The following is a 14,868-nucleotide window of genomic DNA, read 5'->3' as shown; positions in this document are numbered from 1 at the left end:
TCAACTACGGTGAAATGAACATGGCCATCCGCGGTCCCAGACTCGAATTTTCCGTCGGCGCCTTCCTGCTGCTGGCCCTGGCCTCGCTGCTGGTGCTGGCGATGGCGTCGACCAACCAGCGCTGGGGTTTCGGCAGCGAAGGCTACGAACTCAAGGCACGCTTCAGCCAGATCGGCCAGCTGCGCAAGCAGGCCCCGGTCAAGATCGGCGGGGTGGTGGTCGGCCAGGTCGGGGAGATCGAACTGGACCCGACCCGCTTCGATTCGATCGTCACCCTGAAGCTGGATCCGAAGTTCAAGGATCTTCCCGGCGATACGTCCGCCGGCATATTCACCAGCGGTTTGCTCGGCGAGAGCTATATCGGACTGCAGCCGGGCGGTGACCCGGAGGTACTCAAGTCGGGCGACGAGATCGTCTTCACCCAGCCGGCCGTGGACCTGATCCAGATGGTCGGCAAGTACATGTTCAGCGGCGCAGGCAACACCGGCGCCGCTTCCCAGGATGCTCCCGGCGCCGACGCGCCGGCAACGGAACCGCAGAAATGAAAAAGACCCTGATTCCGGCCCTGCTCGCCTCGGCCCTGCTTGCCACCCTGCCCTCGCTGTCGTTCGCCCAGGCCGCGCCGGCCGCCGCCACCGCCCCGCAGGGGCAGGCAGGCAAGGTGGTGCTGGATGCCAGCTCGCGGATCCTGTCCACGCTGCAGCAGCGCAAGGCCGAGTTCGAAAAGAGCCCGACCGCGCTGCGCAGCTACATCGACAGCGAGCTCAACCGCACCTTCGACCGTGATTACGCGGCGCGCCTGGTGCTGGGCATCCACGCACGGGGCGCGTCGGATGCCGACGTGAAGCTGTTCGCCGATGCCATGGCCGACAGCCTGATGCAGCGCTATGGCGCGGTCCTGCTTTCCATCCAGGGCAAGCCGACCTTCCGCCTCAAGGGCGAGCAGCCCCTGCCGGGCAACCGGGGCGTCAAGGTGTCCACCGAACTGCTGCGCTCGGGCACGGAATCGACCCCGGTCGAATATTCGATGCGCAACGTGAACGGCCAGTGGAAGATCTTCGACGTGAACATCGAGGGTATCTCCTACGTGCAGACCTTCCGCAACCAGTTCGACGGTCCGTTGCGTCAGAAGGGCATCGCGGAGGTGGCCAAGGACCTGCGCAGCGGTTCCCTGCAGGCCGGGCCGGCGACCAATGGCAAGTAATACGACCGCGCAGGTCGACGGTTCACGCGTCCGGCTGACGGGTGTGCTGGACCGTGACGCGGTGGTGGCGCTGTGGCCCCGGCTCCAGGCCCTGCCCGACAACGTGTCGCAGCTGGACCTGGCTGGGGTCACCCGGGTCGACAGCGCCGGGCTGGCGCTGTTGGCCGAAGTGACCGCGCGCGCACGCGCCGACGGGCGTACGCTGGTCATCCATGGCACCCCCGATGGTTTCAACGAACTCAGCGCCGCCTACCGGCTGGCGCCGTCCCTGGATTTCAATGCCCTTTCTGCCGCGAGCTGACATGAACGTCGTACGCACCGCTTCCCTTCTCCTGCTGGCCATCGCGCTCAGCGCGTGCGCGGCCAAGCCGACCCGCGACAGCGCACCGGCCAGCGTGGCCGTGGCCCCGGTCGCCGATACCGTCGCACCGGTTTCCGACGCAGGCGCGACCGCAGCGTCCCCCGCTGCGATCCCGGTCGAGACCGCTCCCGTGGCCGAGGTCGGCAGCCGCGATGCCGCTGCCGCACCGCCTGCCGCCGGCAGCGGTGACGCGCCCACCGGCGCCGAGGACGACTTCGCCGCGCTGTATGGCGGCCCGGCGCCAAGCGCCGACGGCAGCGAAGCGTCGACATCGGCCTACGACCCGTGGGAAGGCTTCAACCGCCGCGTGCATGCCTTCAACAACGTGGTCGACCGCGCGGTCGCGCGTCCGCTGGCCACCGCCTACACCCATGTCGTGCCGCGCTTCGCACGCACCGGGGTGACCAACTTCTTCAGCAATCTGCGCGCGCCGGTAACCATTACCAACCAGCTGCTGCAGGGCCGCCCGGACGACGCCTGGGACAGTCTGGGCCGGTTCCTGATCAACTCCACGGTCGGGATCGGCGGCCTGTTCGACCCGGCCAGCCGTGGAGGGGTGCCGCGCCGCAGCGAAGACTTCGGCCAGACGTTGGGCGCGTGGGGCTGGCGCAGCTCGCGTTACGTGGAGCTGCCGTTCTTCGGTCCGCGTACCGTGCGCGACGTGTTCGGGCTGGCCGGCGACATCCCGCTGTCGCCGATCCGCACCATCGAAGAAGACAAGGTGCGCATTCCCCTGCAGGGTCTGCAGCTGGTGGACATGCGCTCGCAGCTGCTGGCGCTGGACGACATCCGCGACAACGCGGTGGACGAATACGCGCTGACCCGCGATGCGTGGCTGCAGCGCCGCAATTACCAGATCCAGAACGACCTGCGCGGTCGCCATGCCCGCGGCAAGGACGCGGACGACACCGCGCCGATCCCGGTCGATGCGATGCCCATGCCCGACTGGGGCAACTAACAAGAAAACCCCGCTCCGGCGGGGTTTTTTTGTATCTACCGGATCACAGCACCGCTTCGAGGCCCTTTCTGTCGATCAGGTTAAGAAGTTTGAGCGACGGCCCGCTGGGCCGTTTGTCCCCCTGTTCCCAGCTTCGCACGGTGGAAACGCTGGTATTCAGAACACCCGCCAACACTGTCTGGCTGATCTTCAGCATGTCGCGCAGCGCCCGGATCTGCGCACTGCTGTATTCGGGCACGGGTTCAAGGCACAGTGCGTCGTACTGATGCATGCGTCGCTGGTCGATGAAACCATGATCCTGCAGGCCGCGCGCCGTTTGATGCACTGCTTCGAGCACTGCGCTCCGGGCAACAGCTTTAGACCCCTTGTTTGCCATGACAGATCTCCTGCAGTTCGCCTTGTACGACCGCCCGGTCCAGGGCAGCCGTCGGCATACCCAATAAATCCACGGCCAAAAGCTGCAACGCATCGCGTTCAGCAGTTGTGACACTGGCACGCACGTTCTTCTCGTAGCCTAAGAGAAAGAACCAGCGGTTACCGCGGTTACTGGCCAGCAACGTCCGCGTACTTCCCCGCTTGCCGCGTCCTGGCAGCGCAACCCGCTTCTTCAGCACGCCGCCGCCCAGATCCGCATCGACCAGTCCCTGGATCATCTCCTGCACCGCGCCGCAGAGCGCGGCGTCGGTAAGATCCAGCTTGCGCATCATGCGGACGAACACCCGCGTCTTGAATACTCGTACCATGAGCTTACCATACCACTGGGTGGTATGGTAAATCCGAGCACCGGGTCACCTGACGGGTTGCCGGTGCTTCCGGTCGCGCCGGCGGTTGGCCGGCCGGTGCGAACGCGGGGAATCAGGCGGCGAGCGCGGCGTCGATGGCGGCGACCAGGCGGGGGTCATTGGCCGGCACGTCAGGCGCGAAGCGGGCGATGACCTTGCCGTCGCGGCCGACCAGGAACTTCTCGAAGTTCCACAGCACGCCGGGGGCCGGATTGACCACCAGGTCCGGGTACTTGGCGACCGCACCCTGCAGCTTCTCGCGCATCGGACCTTCACCGGTCGCGACCGGCTGGGCCTGGGTGAGCTGCTGGTACAGCGGGTGGATGTCATCGCCAGCCACGCTGATCTTGGCGAACAGCGGGAAGCTCACGTTGTATTCCAGCTGGCAGAACTGCTGGATGTCAGCGTCGCTGCCCGGCTCCTGGGCCAGGAAATTGTTGGCCGGGAAGCCCAGCACTTCCAGGCCGGCGGCCTGCTTGTCGGCATACAGCGCCTGCAGCCCTTCGTACTGCGGGGTCAGCCCACACTTGGAGGCGACATTGACCACCAGCAGCACCTTGCCGCGGTAGTCGGCCAGCGAACTGGCCTGGCCTTCAATGGTGGAAACGGGAATGTCGTAGACGGTCTGGCTCACGGGAAATCCTGTGCGAAGTGAAGAGGCAGATCGGAGATGTGCCCCGGGAATGGGAAATCAATCGACGCAGATCGTGCCCTGGGCCACGCCGTTGTCGATGCGCTGGCGGCAGCCGAAGTTCTGGCTCACATCGGTCTGGCATACACCACGCGCCTTGCTGCCAGCCACCCGTTCGGTCTCGCCCTGGGCCAGGCACTGGCCCGTGCATTCACTCTTGGCGCTGCAGGCCTTGCCGGCATCGGCGTAGGGCACCACGCACTGCACGCGCTGCAGCCGTCCCAGCGGCTTGAGTTCACCACCGGCGGCCGCGCAGCGGGCGGCATCGGCGTTGTCGGCGGCCGCCGTGGTGGCGGGGACGTTCGTGGCGCCGGCATCGGTGGCGGTCGGCGAACTGCTGCAGCCGGCTAGCGCGAGCATCAGGGACAACATCAAGGTAAGACGCATCGGTTCGATCCTGGAGGAGGAAAAGGAAGGCAGGCACGTGGCCGCGAACCAGCATGGCCGATCGCGTGCATGCAGGGTGTCGGCACTGCGTTTCAGTCCTGCGCGGCTGACGCGTCGTCCGCGCTGGCCTCGTCATCGTCGCCGCTGGCATCGCCCAGCAGCAGGTCGGCCTGCTCGGTGCCCAGGGTTTCGACCCCGCGCAGGCGGCGCTCGATGGTGCGGGTCTTGCGGCTGGCTTCGCCCAGGCTGCGCCCGACCGTACTGATCTGCTTCTCGGCCTTTTCCAGGATGCCGGCGAACTTGCCGAACTCGCTCTTCACCGCGCCCAGCAGGCTCCACACTTCGCTGGAGCGTTGTTCGATGGCCAGGGTGCGGAAGCCCATCTGCAGGCTGTTGAGCAGCGCGGTCACCGTGGTCGGGCCGGCCACCACCACGCGGTGGTCGCGCTGCAGCAGGTCGACCAGGCCGGGGCGGCGGATCACTTCGGCATACAGGCCTTCGGTCGGCAGGAACATCACCGCGAAGTCGGTGGTGTGCGGCGGTGCGATGTACTTGTCGCAGATCGACTTGGCCTGGACCCGGATCGCGCGTTCCAGCTGCGCGCCCTGCACGCGCACGCCGTCCACGTCCCCCTGTTCCTGCGCGTCGAGCAGTCGCTCGTAGTCTTCGCGCGGGAACTTGGAATCGATCGGCAGCCACACCGGGGTGTCCTCGTGGCCGCGCCCGGGCAGGCGCACCGCGATGTCCACCATTTCGCCGCTGTCCGGACGCACCTTCACCCCGCGCGCGTACTGCTCCTGGGTGAGGGTCTGCTCGAGGATGTTGTCCAGCTGGACTTCGCCCCAGCTGCCCCGGTTCTTCACGTTGGTCAGCACGCGCTTGAGGTCGCCGACGCCGGTGGCCAGCTGCTGCATTTCGCCCAGCCCACGCTGCACCTGTTCCAGGCGGTCGGACACCAGCTGGAACGACGCACCCAGCCGCGCTTCCAGCGTGGTCTGCAGTTTTTCGTCGACGGTGACCCGCATCTGGTCCAGCTTCTGCGCGTTGTCGGCCTGCAGGCTCCGCAGCTGCTGCTCCAGCGTGGCGCGCATGTCGCCCATGCGCTGTTCGTTGCGCTGGGTCATCTCCTGCAGGCGCAGGCCCAGGGATTCGCCGAACCGGTGCTGCGACTGCGTGGCTTCCTCGCGGCCGAGCCGGGCATCGTCGGCCACGGCCTGGCGCAGCGCGGCCATGTGGGCGTCGCTGCGCTGCTGGGCCAGCCCGGCATCTTCGCGGGCCTTGCGCGCGTCTTCGCCCAGCGCATCGCGCAGCAGGTCCAGGCGCTGGTCGGTGCGGGTGGACAGGTCGGTCAGCGCGCGCGCGAAGGTTTCCAGCCGCGCGTCCTGCTGCCGGCCCAGCCCTTCGAGCTGCTCGCGCAGTTCACTGCGGCCGGTCCGCGCTTCTTCGCGCAGGCTCTGCTCAAGGTCGCCATGGCCGGAACGCCGCAGCAGGGCCACCAGCTGCAGGATGAGGACGGCACACAGCAGGCCGCCAAGGATGAGGAATTCAGGTTGCATGGAAGAAGTGTAGGCTGAGCCGGTCTCATTCGCTGCGCCGGATCGCTCCATGCTGGATCTTCTGGGAAAGTCGACGTCGATCAACGTGCGCAAGGTGCAGTGGCTGGGCGCCGAGCTGGGCCTGCAGTACCGGCACCTCGGGGCCGACGGCCACGATGCGGATTTCCTCGCGGCCCTGCACCCGCTCAACCCGAACGGCCAGGTGCCGGTGATCCGCGATGGCGACGTCGTGCTGTGGGAATCCAACAGCATCTGCCGCTACCTGGCCGCGGCAGCCGGCCGCCACGACCTGCTGCCGCGCGACCCGCGGTCCCGGGCCCGGGTGGAGCAATGGATGGACTGGCAGGCCACCGACCTCAACACCGCCTGGCGGCACGTGTTCATGGCCCGCGTGCGCCAGCACCCGGCCTACCCTGACGATGGCGCCGCGCAGGCCAGCCTGGTGCAGTGGAACCGGCTCATGCAGCACCTGGATCAGCAGCTGGCCGGGACCGGCGCCTACGTGGTCGGCGAGGACTTCACCCTCGCCGACATCGTGCTGGGGCTTTCCACCCAGCGCTGGCGGCTGACCCCGGGCGACAAACCCGAACTGCCGGCCGTGGCGGCGTGGTTCCACCGCCTCGGCCCGCGCCCCGGGTTTGCCCGCCACTGCGACAACGGCGTGGCCTGAGGCTCAGAAGCCTTCCAGCACCACCTTGCCCACCGCGCGGTGGCTTTCGATGTGCGCATGCGCGCGGCGCAGGGTGGCCGCGTCGATGCGGCCGTAGTTCTCGCCCAGCGTGGTGCGCAGCACGCCGCTGTCGACCAGCTCGGCGACCCGGTTGAGCAGCACGTGCTGCTGCTGCAGGTCGGGCGTGCTGAAGCTGGAGCGGGTGAACATCGATTCCCAGTGCAGCGACAGGCTCTTGCGCTTGAGCGCCATCACATCCAGCTGGCCCGGATCGTCGATCAGGGCCAGCTGGCCCTGCGGTGCCAGCGCGGTGACGATCTGCGCGTAGTGCTGGTCGGTATGGGTCAGGCTGGCCACGTGGCTGACGGCCTCGATCCCGATCCGGCCCAGGCCTTCGGTCAGCGGCTGGCTGTGGTCGATGACGTGGTGGGCCCCCAGCGCGTACACCCAGTCCTGGGTGTCCGGGCGCGAGGCCGTGCCGATCACGGTCAGCCGGGTCAGCTGGCGCGCCAGCTGGACCAGGATGGAGCCCACCCCGCCGGCGGCGCCGATCACCAGCAGGGTCTGGCCTTCGCCACCGCCTTCGGCGATGCGCAGGCGGTCGAACAGCAGTTCCCACGCGGTAATCGCGGTCAGCGGCAGCGCGGCCGCGGCCGCGTCGTCCAGGCGGGTCGGTTTGCGGCCCACGATGCGCTCGTCCACCAGCTGGTACTCGGCGTTGCTGCCCGGGCGGTTGATGTCGCCGGCGTAGAAGACGGCATCACCGGGCTGGAACAGGGTCACTTCGCTGCCCACTGCGTCCACGATGCCTGCCGCGTCCCAACCCAGCACGCGCGGGGCCTCGACGGCCACGCCCCGGCGCACCTTGGTGTCCACCGGATTGACCGACACCGCGCGCACCTGCACGCGCAGGTCGCGCGGGCCCGGGGTGGGCACCGGCAGGGTGATGTCGACCAGCGCGGCCGGGTCGGTGATCGGCAGGCCGTGCTGGGTATAGGCGATGGCTTTCATGGGAGACGTCCTTGGATGAGGCGCCCAGCTTCGCCTGCCCTCTGATCGCCGGAAAGGCGCAGAATGCAGCAGCACTTTCACTCCTGGAATGAAAATGGTCCGCTTCGAGGATCTTCAGCTGTTCGTCCGCACCGCCGCGCTGGGCAGCTTCTCCAATGCAGCGCGCGAGGCCGACCTGCTGCCCGGCCAGGTAGCCGCAGCCGTGGCCCGGCTGGAGCGGGAGCTGGACCTGCGCCTGTTCGTGCGTTCCACCCGCAGCCTGCGCCTCACCGCTGAAGGCGTGCTCTATCTGCCGTATGCCCAGGACCTGCTGGACACCCTGCAGGAGGGCCAGGCCCGGGTGCGCGGCGAAGATGCCGAACTGCGCGGCGTGCTGCAGGTGGCCGCGCCCTCTGATCTCGGCCGCAATGTGCTGCTGCCCTGGCTGACCGAGTTCCGCACCGCGCACCCGAAGCTGCAGCTGCGCCTGCTGTTGTCCGACCAGGTGGCCGACGTGTTCCGCGATCCGGTGGATATCGCGTTCCGGCTGGGCCGCTTCGACACCGCCAGCTACGTGGCGCTGCCGCTGTTGCCGGGCAACCGGCGCGTGCTGTGCGCCGCACCGGCCTACCTGGAGCGGCAGGGCGCGCCGGCGTCGCTGGACGCGCTCAAGGACCACCACTGCCTGGTCTACCAGCTGGCCGGGCGTCCCTACGACCGCTGGCGTTTCGAACAGGACGGGCGGCGCGTGGTGGTACCGGTGCGCGGCCAGCTGGTGTGCGATGACGCTGACGTAGTGCGGCGCTGGGCGGTGGCCGGCGAAGGCATCGTGTTCAAGTCGTGGCTGGATGTGGCCGACGATGTGCGCGCCGGGCGCCTGCAGGTGCTGATGGGGGGCGCAGGCGACAGCCTGCCGCTGAACCTGGTGTGCCCGCACCGCAAACAGTTTTCGCCCGCGATCCGCCAGCTGCATGCGCTGTGCGCCGAACGCCTGCAACCGATGCTGGCCGATCTGCCCGGACGTGCGCGGTAACGCTGTCGGCACCGGGCCGGGTAGCCGACAATGGCGGCCCCCCTCGTAGTCGAGTCACCGCCATGCCGTGGATGGGCATCCAGGACCTGTGGACCTTTGTCGTTGCCGTGCTGGTATTCCTGGCGCTGCCCGGCCCGGGCACCTTCACCCTGCTCACCGCCACCGGGCGCGGCGGCGTGCGCGGCGGCTACACCGCGCTGTTCGGCCTGCTGCTGGGCGACCAGATCCTGATGTGGCTGGCGGTGGCCGGCGTGGCCGCCCTGCTCCGCGCCAACCCGCTGGTGTTCCATGCCGTGCAGTACCTCGGCGCCGCCTATCTGGTGTGGGTGGGCATCGGCCTGCTGCGCCCGGCGGCAGCGGCCGGCACCGAGGACGACGGCAGTGGCGTCCGCCTGCGCCCCGGCCAGTACTTCCGCCAGGCAATCCTGGTCAGCCTGCTCAACCCCAAGGCCATCATCTTCTACATGGCGTTCCTGCCGCTGTTCATCGACCCGGCGCGGCACCAGGGCGTGGTGACTTTCGCGACCATGGCCGCGCTGATCTTCGTGCTGAGCCTGGGGTACTGCTCGCTGCTGATCGGGGTGGGCAACCTGTTGCGGCGCCGGATCATCCAGCATCCGCGGGTGGGGGTCTGGCTGAAACGCGTGGCCGGGGTATTCCTGGTCGGGTTCGGCGTCCGCCTCGGCGTGAGCGGCTGAAGGCCCGGTCCACTGCGACAGCGACGCGTCGCAATCGGGGCGAGGCATCGCATGTGTCCCGTCAATGTGTGCCGGATTCGTCAGCCACGCGCATTTGAAATGATCGTCAAGCGATTCACGACGTCCGGCAGTAGTAATGCTGCGCCGCGTTCGGTCACACTCGGGAAATTGTCGATACCCGTCATTCTGTGAGGTTCCATGTCATCGTTGCTACGGCGCAAGTCGCTCGATTCCGTCACCGTCCATGAAGCCGGCAGGAGCCTGGTACGTACGCTGAGCTGGCCGCACCTGATCGCCATGGGCATCGGCGCGATCGTCGGCACCGGCATCTACACCCTGATCGGCGTGGGTGCCAACCTCGCCGGCCCCGCGGTGCTGATCTCCTTCGCCATCGCCGGCGCGGTCTGCGCCTGCGCCGCCCTGTCCTACGCCGAACTGTCCACGATGATGCCGGCGGCCGGCAGCGCCTACACCTACAGCTACACCGCGCTCGGCGAGATCGTCGCGTGGGTGGTCGGCTGGAGCCTGATCCTGGAGTACTCGCTGGTCGTCAGTACGGTGGCGGTGGGCTGGTCCGGCTATTTCGTCGGGTTCCTCGAATGGATACACGGCAACGTCGGCATCGACCTCCGGCTGCCGTTGGCCCTGTCTGCCGGCCCGCATGTGGAAGGCGGCGTGTTCAACCTGCCCGCGGTGATCATCACCTGGGTGGTGGCCGGTGGCCTGATGCTGGGCACCAAGGAAAGCGCCACGCTGAACGCCATCCTGGTGGTGCTGAAGATCATCGCGCTGGCGGTATTCGTCGCCGTGGCGCTGCCGGCGTTCGATTCGGCCAACCTGCACCCGTTCATGCCGCACGGCTTCGCCAAGTCGCTCGGCCCGGATGGCGTGGAGCGCGGCGTGATGGCGGCGGCCGCGATCATCTTCTTCGCCTTCTACGGCTTCGATGCGATCTCCACGGCCGCGGAAGAAACCAAGAACCCGGGCCGTGACCTGTCGATCGGCATCATCGGCTCGATGGTGGGCTGCACGATCATCTACATGCTGGTCGCCCTGGCGGCGGTGGGCGCGATGAGCTACGCGATCTTCGGCAGCAGCGCCGAACCGCTGGCGCTGATCATGCGCGAACTCGGCCAGCCCAAGGCGGCGGCCGTCATCGGCGTGGTGGCCATCATCGCCCTGCCTACCGTGCTGCTGGCCTTCCTGTTCGGGCAGAGCCGCGTGTTCTTCGTCATGGGCCGCGATGGCCTGCTGCCGCGGGGTCTTTCGGCAGTGAACAAGCGCACCGGCACGCCGGTGGCCACTACGTTGTTCAGCGCGGCCGTGGTGTCGGCCCTGGCCGGCGTGGCCCGACTGGACGAGATTGCCGCGCTGGCCAACGCCGGCACGCTGGCGGCCTTCACCGCCGTGGGCATCTGCCTGGTGGTGATGCGCCGCCGTGCGCCGGATGCCAAGCGCACCTTCCGCACGCCGATCGCCTGGTTCATCGGCCCGGCCGCGGCACTGGGCTGCATCTACCTGTTCATCAGCCTGCCGAGCAGCACCCAGCTGTACTTCCTGATCTGGAACCTGATCGGCCTGGCCGTGTATTTCCTGTACAGCCGACGCAATGCGTTGATCGGCCGTTGAGGTATTGGGGGGTACCGACCAACGGTCGGTACCTACCTCGGTAGCGCGCCACCGTTGGTGGTGCGCTTCTGCGCCGCATGATCCTGCGCCTGCTGCAGCACACGCAGCAGGTTGCCCCCCCAGATCCCGGCGATCTGCTGCTCGGTGTAGCCCTTGCGCAGCAGCCACGCGGTGATCTTCGGCAGCGCGCTCACGTCCTGCAGGTCGGCCAGTCCGCCGCCGCCATCCCAGTCCAGGCCAATGCCCACGTGCTCGGGCCCGACCACGGCCAGAATGTGCTCCACGTGGGCGAAGAAATCGTCAAGTGTTGCCTTGCGCAGCGGCAGGCGCTGGTCGAGTTCGGCCAGGCCCTTCTTCAGCGCAACGCCCTGCTCGATGGTCATGCCGTCGTAGTCGCCGCCCAGCTGCTTGATCAGCGCGTCTTCGGCCTGCTTGCGGGCATCGTTCGTGCCGGTGTCGATCAGGTAGCCGCCGTAGGCATTCACCTGGATCACGCCGCCGGCCTTCGCCAGCTGCTTCAGCCGCGCATCATCAAGATTGCGCGGGTGGTTGTAGATCGCCTTGGCCGAGCTGTGCGACAGCACGAACGGCACCGGCATGCGCTGGATCAGGTCGTCGAACACCGCATCGGACGCGTGCGACTGGTCGATGACGATGCCCAGGCGGACCGCTTCGTCCACCAGCGCCTTGCCGGCCGGGCTCAGGCCTTTCCATTCGGCACCCTTGGGGTCGGTGGCCGAATCGGCGAATTCATTGTTGGCGAAGTGCACGGTGCTGAGCAGGCGCAGCCCGGCCTGGTGGTAAAAGCTGAGCAGCGAGGGGTCGTCGACCAGCGGGCTGGCGTTTTCCATGCTGATGTAGACCACGCGCTTTCCTTCGCGCTTGATGCGCGCAGCGTCGGCAGCGGTCAGCGCCAAGGCGAACGTGTCGGGATGCGCGGCCAGCATTTCGCGGATCTCCATCAACCGCAGCAGGCCAGCGTCGCGGTCCTGGCGGTGGGCGGCCGGGCTGCGGTCGCCCTGGTCGGTGTAGATGGCAAAGAAGCCACCGTCCAGCGCGCCCTCGCGCATGCGCGGCAGATCCACCTGCGACAGCGCGTTGTGGTCGTGTCGCTGCTGGATGTCGAAACCTTCCCGGTGGAAGTTCGCCGGCGTGTCCAGATGGCTGTCGATGGTAAGCAGTTTCTTCTGCAGGGTGGCAGCGCGCGCCAGCTCCTGCGCGCTGAACTCGATGGCGTGGGCCGACAGCGGCGCACACAGCGCCAGTGACACCAGCAGGGACAGGCTGCGCAACGTCATGACGCCTCTCTTCGGATGGGAATGCGTCAGACCATAGCAAAGCGTACCGACCAACGGTCGGTACCTACCCTCCGGGGTGGGCACCGACCCTCTGCGGTGGGCACCGACCGTTGGTCGGTGCGCGAAGATCAATCCAGCACGCGGCAGAACACGGCCTTGAGGTAGCGCGATTCCTGCACGTGTGCCATGAAGGGATGGTCCGGGCCGGCGCCGGCCACCTTCAGGATCTGGATGGTGCGGCCGGAGTAGAACGCCGCGCGGCGCAGCATGTCCAGGAACTGCTCTTCCGAGACCAGGCCGGTGCACGAGAAGGTGGCGAACAACCCACCCGGCTTGACCACGCCCAGCGCCAGCTTGTTCATGTCCAGGTACTTCTTCAGCGCGGTGATCACCTGGTCGCGGTCGCGGGTCATCTTCGCCGGGTCCAGGATCACCACGTCGAACTGCTCGCCGCGATTGGCGGCATCACGCAGCCACGGGAAGATGTCGGACTGCACGAAGCGCGGGCGCACGTTGTTGAGGCGTGCGTTGCCCTTGGCAATGGCGATCACGTCTTCGTCGATATCGATGCCCAGTACGTCCGAGGCACCGCGCGCGGCGGCGTACACCGCAAAGCCACCGGTGTTGCAGCACAGGTCCAGCACCGACTTGCCTTCCACTTCCTGGCTCAGCCACTGGCGGTTTTCGCGCTGGTCGGCGAAGAAGCCGGTCTTGTGCGCGCCGGCCGGGTCGGCGCGGAACTTCACGCCGTACTCGGTGATCACCGCCGCTTCGGTGGTGGTGTTGCCGTGGAAGTCGAAGCTTTCCTGCTTCTGCACGTGTTCGTCGGCGAAGCTGTGGAAGCGGCAGCCGGGGAACTGCTCACGCAGCGCTTCGTACACCCATTCGCGGTGGCGGAACATGCCGGCGGCGAAGAACTCCACCACCACCAGGTCGCCGTAACGGTCCACGACCAGGCCGGACAGGCCGTCACCCTCGCTGTGGACCACGCGCCAGGCGTCGGACACCGTGTCCAGCTTCAGGACATCACGGCGCAACGACACCGCCTGGGCGATCTTCCGCGAAAACCAGCCGGCATCGACGGGGACGCGCTGGTCGGTCTCGAGGATACGCACGGCGATGCGCGAATGACCGTTGTAGAAGCCACGCCCGATCCACTCCCCATCCACGCCGACCACGTCGACGATGGCGCCGGGTTTCGGGCGGACGGCAGGCTTTTCAACCAGCTTCTGGAAAATCCACGGGTGGCTGGAGCGCCAGGCGTTCTTGAGGCGGACGACGGGAGTGGGGACAGTATTCATCTGCCTATTGTAGACGGGCGCCAGCGCCCGGCAGCCCGCCGATTTGACGGCAGCCCATTCAGCCCGCAGAATCGGCGCCAGAAGGGGAGTAGCTCCCAGACGTTGTCGCCGTCAATTCGAGCCCGCAGGCTCCGGTGCAACGGCAGTCCCACCCGGTGGGACTGCGAGCGAGACCTTCGCCGCATGGCGAAGCTCTGTCCCCGGATCCCCTCCGATCCTCCGTTGCAGATCCTCGCCGTCCGGCTTGAGGCATTTCATTCATTCAACGGACAAGACCATGCAGACGATCGGTAATTTGTGGTTGTGGGGCGGCTTCGGCGCGGTGGTGATCATCGCGCTGCTGGTCGATCTGGTGCTGATGCGCCACGGCGGGCCGCACAAGGTGACCTTCAAGGAGGCCCTGTGGTGGTCCGTCGGCTGGGTCGCGCTGGCCCTGGCCTTCAACGGCGGCCTCTGGTACTACCTGAACGAGACCGCCGGCCAGGTGGTGGCCAACAAGGTCGGCCTGGAGTTCCTGACCGGTTACCTGGTCGAGAAGGCCCTGGCAGTGGACAACATCTTCGTGTTCCTGATGATCATGGGCTACTTCGCGGTGCCTGAGGAACAACGCCAGAAGGTGCTGATCATCGGCATCCTGGGTGCGATCGTGCTGCGTACGATCATGATCTTCGCCGGCAGCGTACTGCTGACCAAGTTCCATTGGCTGCTCTACGTGTTCGGCGCGTTCCTGCTCTTCACCGGGTGGAAGATGTGGTTCTCCGCAGGCAAGGAGCCGGATCTGGAAGCCAACCCGGCGCTGCGCTGGATGCGCGGGCACCTGCGCCTGCTGCCCGAGTACGTCGGCAATGCCATGAGCGTCATGCGCGACGGCAAGCGCTGGTACACCCCGCTGTTCGTGGTGCTGATCCTGATCGCGGTGACCGACGTGATCTTCGCGGTGGACAGCATCCCGGCCATCTTCGCCATCACCACCGACCCGTTCATCGTGCTCACCTCCAACGTGTTCGCGGTGCTGGGCCTGCGCGCCATGTTCTTCCTGCTGGCCGGCATGGCCGACCGCTTCCACCTGCTGCCGTACGGCCTGGCCCTGGTGCTGGCATTCATCGGCATCAAGATGATGCTGATCGACATCTTCAAGATCCCCACCCCGATCTCGCTGGGCGTGGTGGCCCTGATCATCGCCACCACCGTGGTGCTGAGCCTGAAGAACCCGCCGAAGACCGGCGAGGCGTAACCCGGATCGCCGCCGGCGGGATTGTCCCGCCGGCGGCACCTCTCTCTCCCGTCGCGTTGCCCTTGTGTTCAGGCTG

At 67.3% G+C, this 14,868-nt stretch carries 16 protein-coding genes and 1 pseudogene; 9 read left to right on the top strand and 8 right to left on the bottom strand.

Translation table 11 applies throughout. From position 1 onward, the window contains the following. Positions 1-20: 20 nt before the first annotated feature. Genes mlaD through ACIGII_RS10205 form a run of 4 tightly spaced genes read left to right on the top strand, consistent with a single transcriptional unit; the run spans position 21 to position 2,523 of the window. Positions 21-545 (top strand): outer membrane lipid asymmetry maintenance protein MlaD, encoded by a 525-nt coding sequence (gene mlaD, locus ACIGII_RS10220; protein WP_399637395.1) that lies wholly within the window; start codon positions 21-23, stop codon positions 543-545. Next, positions 542-1,204, top strand: a complete 663-nt coding sequence (locus ACIGII_RS10215; RefSeq protein ID WP_399637392.1) for a phospholipid-binding protein MlaC — start codon at positions 542-544, stop codon at positions 1,202-1,204. The genes mlaD and ACIGII_RS10215 overlap by 4 nt, the downstream gene beginning before the upstream one ends. After that, positions 1,194-1,505: a lipid asymmetry maintenance protein MlaB gene (locus ACIGII_RS10210; RefSeq protein ID WP_399637389.1), complete on the top strand. Its 312-nt coding sequence runs from the start codon at positions 1,194-1,196 to the stop codon at positions 1,503-1,505. Before ACIGII_RS10215 ends, ACIGII_RS10210 begins: the two co-directional genes overlap by 11 nt. 1 nt (position 1,506) lies before the next feature. Further along, positions 1,507-2,523, top strand: a complete 1,017-nt coding sequence (locus ACIGII_RS10205) for a VacJ family lipoprotein (RefSeq protein WP_399637387.1) — start codon at positions 1,507-1,509, stop codon at positions 2,521-2,523. Between the two features lie 43 nt (positions 2,524-2,566). On the opposite strand, the gene ACIGII_RS10200 is transcribed toward ACIGII_RS10205, so the two are convergent. The 5 genes from ACIGII_RS10200 to rmuC form a co-directional block, all read right to left on the bottom strand. After that, a complete protein-coding gene (locus ACIGII_RS10200) occupies positions 2,567-2,899 on the bottom strand; it encodes a helix-turn-helix domain-containing protein (protein ID WP_399637385.1) in 333 nt (110 codons plus the stop codon). Beyond that, positions 2,880-3,266: a type II toxin-antitoxin system RelE/ParE family toxin gene (locus ACIGII_RS10195; protein ID WP_399637382.1), complete on the bottom strand. Its 387-nt coding sequence runs from the start codon at positions 3,264-3,266 to the stop codon at positions 2,880-2,882. The genes ACIGII_RS10200 and ACIGII_RS10195 overlap by 20 nt, the downstream gene beginning before the upstream one ends. A 112-nt stretch (positions 3,267-3,378) precedes the next feature. Continuing rightward, entirely contained in the window at positions 3,379-3,939 is a 561-nt protein-coding gene (locus tag ACIGII_RS10190) for a glutathione peroxidase (RefSeq protein WP_399637380.1), read from the bottom strand. A 57-nt stretch (positions 3,940-3,996) separates the two neighbouring features. Continuing rightward, a complete protein-coding gene (locus ACIGII_RS10185) occupies positions 3,997-4,383 on the bottom strand; it encodes a hypothetical protein (protein WP_399637377.1) in 387 nt (128 codons plus the stop codon). 92 nt (positions 4,384-4,475) lie between these two features. Then, entirely contained in the window at positions 4,476-5,939 is a 1,464-nt protein-coding gene (gene rmuC, locus ACIGII_RS10180; protein WP_399637375.1) for a DNA recombination protein RmuC, read from the bottom strand. A 49-nt stretch (positions 5,940-5,988) separates the two neighbouring features. On the opposite strand from rmuC, the gene ACIGII_RS10175 reads away from it, so the two are divergent. Further along, complete coding sequence (locus ACIGII_RS10175; protein ID WP_399637374.1) at positions 5,989-6,609, top strand: glutathione S-transferase family protein; 621 nt, start codon at positions 5,989-5,991, stop codon at positions 6,607-6,609. A 3-nt stretch (positions 6,610-6,612) separates the two neighbouring features. Here ACIGII_RS10175 and ACIGII_RS10170 read toward each other — a convergent pair whose 3' ends face one another. After that, complete coding sequence (locus ACIGII_RS10170; RefSeq protein WP_399637371.1) at positions 6,613-7,620, bottom strand: zinc-binding alcohol dehydrogenase family protein; 1,008 nt, start codon at positions 7,618-7,620, stop codon at positions 6,613-6,615. Between the two features lie 88 nt (positions 7,621-7,708). On the opposite strand from ACIGII_RS10170, the pseudogene ACIGII_RS10165 reads away from it, so the two are divergent. The 3 genes and pseudogenes from ACIGII_RS10165 to ACIGII_RS10155 all read left to right on the top strand — a co-directional run. Next, a pseudogene (locus tag ACIGII_RS10165) lies at positions 7,709-8,676 on the top strand (LysR family transcriptional regulator); the annotation flags it as partial. An 18-nt stretch (positions 8,677-8,694) separates the two neighbouring features. Next, on the top strand, positions 8,695-9,330 hold the full coding sequence (leuE, locus tag ACIGII_RS10160) for a leucine efflux protein LeuE (RefSeq protein ID WP_399637452.1): 636 nt from the start codon (positions 8,695-8,697) through the stop codon (positions 9,328-9,330). 198 nt (positions 9,331-9,528) lie between these two features. Beyond that, the gene (locus ACIGII_RS10155; RefSeq protein ID WP_399637368.1) at positions 9,529-10,959 is read left to right on the top strand and encodes an amino acid permease; all 1,431 of its coding nucleotides are present in this window, start codon (positions 9,529-9,531) and stop codon (positions 10,957-10,959) included. A 32-nt stretch (positions 10,960-10,991) separates the two neighbouring features. Here the strand turns inward: ACIGII_RS10155 and ACIGII_RS10150 are convergent, their stop codons facing one another. Further along, positions 10,992-12,257, bottom strand: coding sequence for a dipeptidase (locus ACIGII_RS10150; protein WP_399637366.1), 1,266 nt, complete (start codon positions 12,255-12,257; stop codon positions 10,992-10,994). A gap of 128 nt (positions 12,258-12,385) precedes the next feature. Beyond that, on the bottom strand, positions 12,386-13,558 hold the full coding sequence (locus ACIGII_RS10145; RefSeq protein WP_399637363.1) for a class I SAM-dependent rRNA methyltransferase: 1,173 nt from the start codon (positions 13,556-13,558) through the stop codon (positions 12,386-12,388). 277 nt (positions 13,559-13,835) lie between these two features. Here ACIGII_RS10145 and ACIGII_RS10140 point away from each other — a divergent pair, with 277 nt between their 5' ends. Next, complete coding sequence (locus ACIGII_RS10140; RefSeq protein ID WP_145480453.1) at positions 13,836-14,792, top strand: TerC family protein; 957 nt, start codon at positions 13,836-13,838, stop codon at positions 14,790-14,792. Positions 14,793-14,868 lie beyond the last annotated feature (76 nt).

The sequence above is a fragment of the Stenotrophomonas sp. NPDC077420 genome (assembly GCF_044543385.1).
GTDB lineage: Bacteria > Pseudomonadota > Gammaproteobacteria > Xanthomonadales > Xanthomonadaceae > Stenotrophomonas.
Note: the sequence above shows the minus strand (reverse complement) of the source record. Positions and strands in the feature narration are given on the sequence as shown.

Coding starts and splice junctions, on each gene's coding strand:
- mlaD (WP_399637395.1), top strand. CDS start 21: ATGGCCATCCGCGGTCCCAGACTCGAATTTTCCGTCGGCGCCTTCCTG.
- ACIGII_RS10215 (WP_399637392.1), top strand. CDS start 542: ATGAAAAAGACCCTGATTCCGGCCCTGCTCGCCTCGGCCCTGCTTGCC.
- ACIGII_RS10210 (WP_399637389.1), top strand. CDS start 1,194: ATGGCAAGTAATACGACCGCGCAGGTCGACGGTTCACGCGTCCGGCTG.
- ACIGII_RS10205 (WP_399637387.1), top strand. CDS start 1,507: ATGAACGTCGTACGCACCGCTTCCCTTCTCCTGCTGGCCATCGCGCTC.
- ACIGII_RS10200 (WP_399637385.1), bottom strand. CDS start 2,899: ATGGCAAACAAGGGGTCTAAAGCTGTTGCCCGGAGCGCAGTGCTCGAA.
- ACIGII_RS10195 (WP_399637382.1), bottom strand. CDS start 3,266: ATGGTACGAGTATTCAAGACGCGGGTGTTCGTCCGCATGATGCGCAAG.
- ACIGII_RS10185 (WP_399637377.1), bottom strand. CDS start 4,383: ATGCGTCTTACCTTGATGTTGTCCCTGATGCTCGCGCTAGCCGGCTGC.
- rmuC (WP_399637375.1), bottom strand. CDS start 5,939: ATGCAACCTGAATTCCTCATCCTTGGCGGCCTGCTGTGTGCCGTCCTC.
- ACIGII_RS10175 (WP_399637374.1), top strand. CDS start 5,989: ATGCTGGATCTTCTGGGAAAGTCGACGTCGATCAACGTGCGCAAGGTG.
- ACIGII_RS10170 (WP_399637371.1), bottom strand. CDS start 7,620: ATGAAAGCCATCGCCTATACCCAGCACGGCCTGCCGATCACCGACCCG.
- leuE (WP_399637452.1), top strand. CDS start 8,695: ATGCCGTGGATGGGCATCCAGGACCTGTGGACCTTTGTCGTTGCCGTG.
- ACIGII_RS10155 (WP_399637368.1), top strand. CDS start 9,529: ATGTCATCGTTGCTACGGCGCAAGTCGCTCGATTCCGTCACCGTCCAT.
- ACIGII_RS10150 (WP_399637366.1), bottom strand. CDS start 12,257: ATGACGTTGCGCAGCCTGTCCCTGCTGGTGTCACTGGCGCTGTGTGCG.
- ACIGII_RS10145 (WP_399637363.1), bottom strand. CDS start 13,558: ATGAATACTGTCCCCACTCCCGTCGTCCGCCTCAAGAACGCCTGGCGC.
- ACIGII_RS10140 (WP_145480453.1), top strand. CDS start 13,836: ATGCAGACGATCGGTAATTTGTGGTTGTGGGGCGGCTTCGGCGCGGTG.